Annotated in this window: 3 protein-coding genes and 2 pseudogenes; all 5 read right to left on the bottom strand. The window is 45.7% G+C overall.

Annotation, left to right across the window (positions count from 1 at the left end; translation table 11 throughout):
• The coding region (locus tag DO97_RS20065) for a helix-turn-helix domain-containing protein (protein WP_036537014.1) at positions 1 to 334 on the bottom strand (334 nt) is incomplete at its 3' end.
• 96 nt (positions 335 to 430) lie between these two features.
• Positions 431 to 727, bottom strand: coding sequence for a hypothetical protein (locus DO97_RS24230; RefSeq protein ID WP_072016522.1), 297 nt, complete (start codon positions 725 to 727; stop codon positions 431 to 433).
• A gap of 72 nt (positions 728 to 799) precedes the next feature.
• Positions 800 to 1,057, bottom strand: a pseudogene (locus tag DO97_RS31590) (Uma2 family endonuclease); the annotation flags it as partial.
• Between the two features lie 54 nt (positions 1,058 to 1,111).
• Positions 1,112 to 1,492, bottom strand: a pseudogene (locus DO97_RS20055) (Uma2 family endonuclease); the annotation flags it as partial.
• A gap of 34 nt (positions 1,493 to 1,526) precedes the next feature.
• A partial coding sequence (locus DO97_RS20050; protein ID WP_036537011.1) for an IS5 family transposase occupies positions 1,527 to 1,885 on the bottom strand: 359 nt, incomplete at its 5' end.

Below are 1,885 nucleotides of genomic sequence, written 5' to 3'. Positions count from 1 at the left end.
TTTGAAGCCTCTGGAGCATCCGAGCGGTGGTTGAGCGTCCTATCCTGACCCCAGTTGCTTGCTCCAGTTGATCGCGAAGCTCCTCTAGGGTGGCATCATTATTGGCTTCTACAAGCTGTTTTAAAACTTGGAGTTGAGGTTCATTAAGTTTAGTGGGGGTTTGGAGCGTGCGAACTTTAGGGGCAATGTCCCCACTCTGTCGATATTGCTTGAGCAGTTTGTAGATGAAGCTTAAGGCGACTCGAAAGCGCTTCGCTAGCTTTCGTTGAGAGATGCTCTCGCTGTTGTAGGTGTCGATAATTTTCTGGCGTAGATCGACCGAATAGGCTTTCATGGCAAGGAGGTGTATCGGTTCTAAATATTTTACCTCCTACCTTCTCTCTATGATTGTATCCCACTGGAGTGGGAATGGCTATAGTATATTCTCTGTTTAATATTCATTGTCTTTTTTAGAATTTGATCGATTCACAACTCCATTTTGCACAGCCCTATCCACTAAAATACCAGCTGCTATTGGAATCCCAAAGCCTCCTCCAACAAGAATAGCTATTGACAAAATACCTTTGACGTTCTCTAGCAGCTGAGAACATTTATTAGGATGAGCACAACTCATGGGGCCAAGGGCAAATGCAAACCATCCGAATATAGTCATAAAAAATGGAAAAAGTAATATAGATGCTAGACAGCCAGCAGACTCAGTATTTTGATTTTTACTGGGGCTTTTCATCTAATACGTGTGAATACTTTTTGAGACTCAAAATACTTCTAACGCTTGGCGTTACCGGCTCCAAGGGACTTGAACGAAAATGTCGAGACGACGAGCGGTGGCGACATCTGCGAAAGGTTGAATCAGGCAGGTGCGGGGAATGAACCAGGGGTATTTGGCATTTGTAATGGCAATCCCAATTTGGCTGGCAAGCTTACCACCCACGGTTTCATGGGGACCTGTTGGTTCCATGTCAATCAGTTCTCCATCGGCAAGTTCGTAGCGGGAATCATCGCCCTATTGGGCAATGAATTGATCAACAGTGAGGGTTTGCGTGGGGGTGTAGGTCATGGCACTGGCTTTAAGTGATTTCGGCGTTGAATTTTGTGGATTGGTTACAAGGATCTAAACTGCGACCTCCGAAAAGTCAATTCCACGATAAACTTGCTCAATTGGGAAGCTCAAATCAACCGATTGCAATTCCACCACATCTCCAGCCCGATAATTGATGATCTCCCACCTGCCATCACTGCCTTTGCGATAAAGATCGATCGCGGCTTCCTGGGAACTGACCAAGACGTAATCTTGCAATTGCGGATTCTGACGATAGCGAAAAAACTTGTTGCCACGGTCGTAAGCTTCTGTACTCTCGGACAAAACTTCAACGATTAAGCAAGGATAGGTAATATATTCTGTTGTGGTTTTATCTCTAGGATCGCAGCTCATACTGGCATCGGGATAGGTGTAATCATTGGTTCCCACAAGGTTAACTCTGCAATCAGAGTTAAGAGGATGTTTTAAAAGTTTTTTGGGTCAGATTTTATGCTAACTGCCTCACCATGATTCGTATCATGGCCAGGTAAATAAATGTCTCCGAAGTTTCTGGCCATAACTCATAGTCTCGAACCAATCGACGGTACCCCATGAGCCAGCCAAATGTTCGTTCAACAACCCACCTTTTTTTCAGCAATACGAACCCTTTGGTTTGCTCTGGTCGCAGCACAACCTCCACAATCCACCGACAAACATCCATCACCCACATCAGGAATGGATTACCGTCAAAACCGCCATCGGCCCAAATCGTATGCAGTCGCGATACCCCTTGACCCATCTGTTTCACCTGTTGGAGTACCTGTTTAGCCCCCTCTCGTTCGGGTACACTCGCGGCAGTCACCAAGA

Origin of the sequence: Neosynechococcus sphagnicola sy1 (genome assembly GCF_000775285.1) — a bacterium.
In the GTDB taxonomy this organism is placed as follows: Bacteria; Cyanobacteriota; Cyanobacteriia; order Neosynechococcales; family Neosynechococcaceae; genus Neosynechococcus; species Neosynechococcus sphagnicola.
Note: the sequence above shows the minus strand (reverse complement) of the source record. Positions and strands in the feature narration are given on the sequence as shown.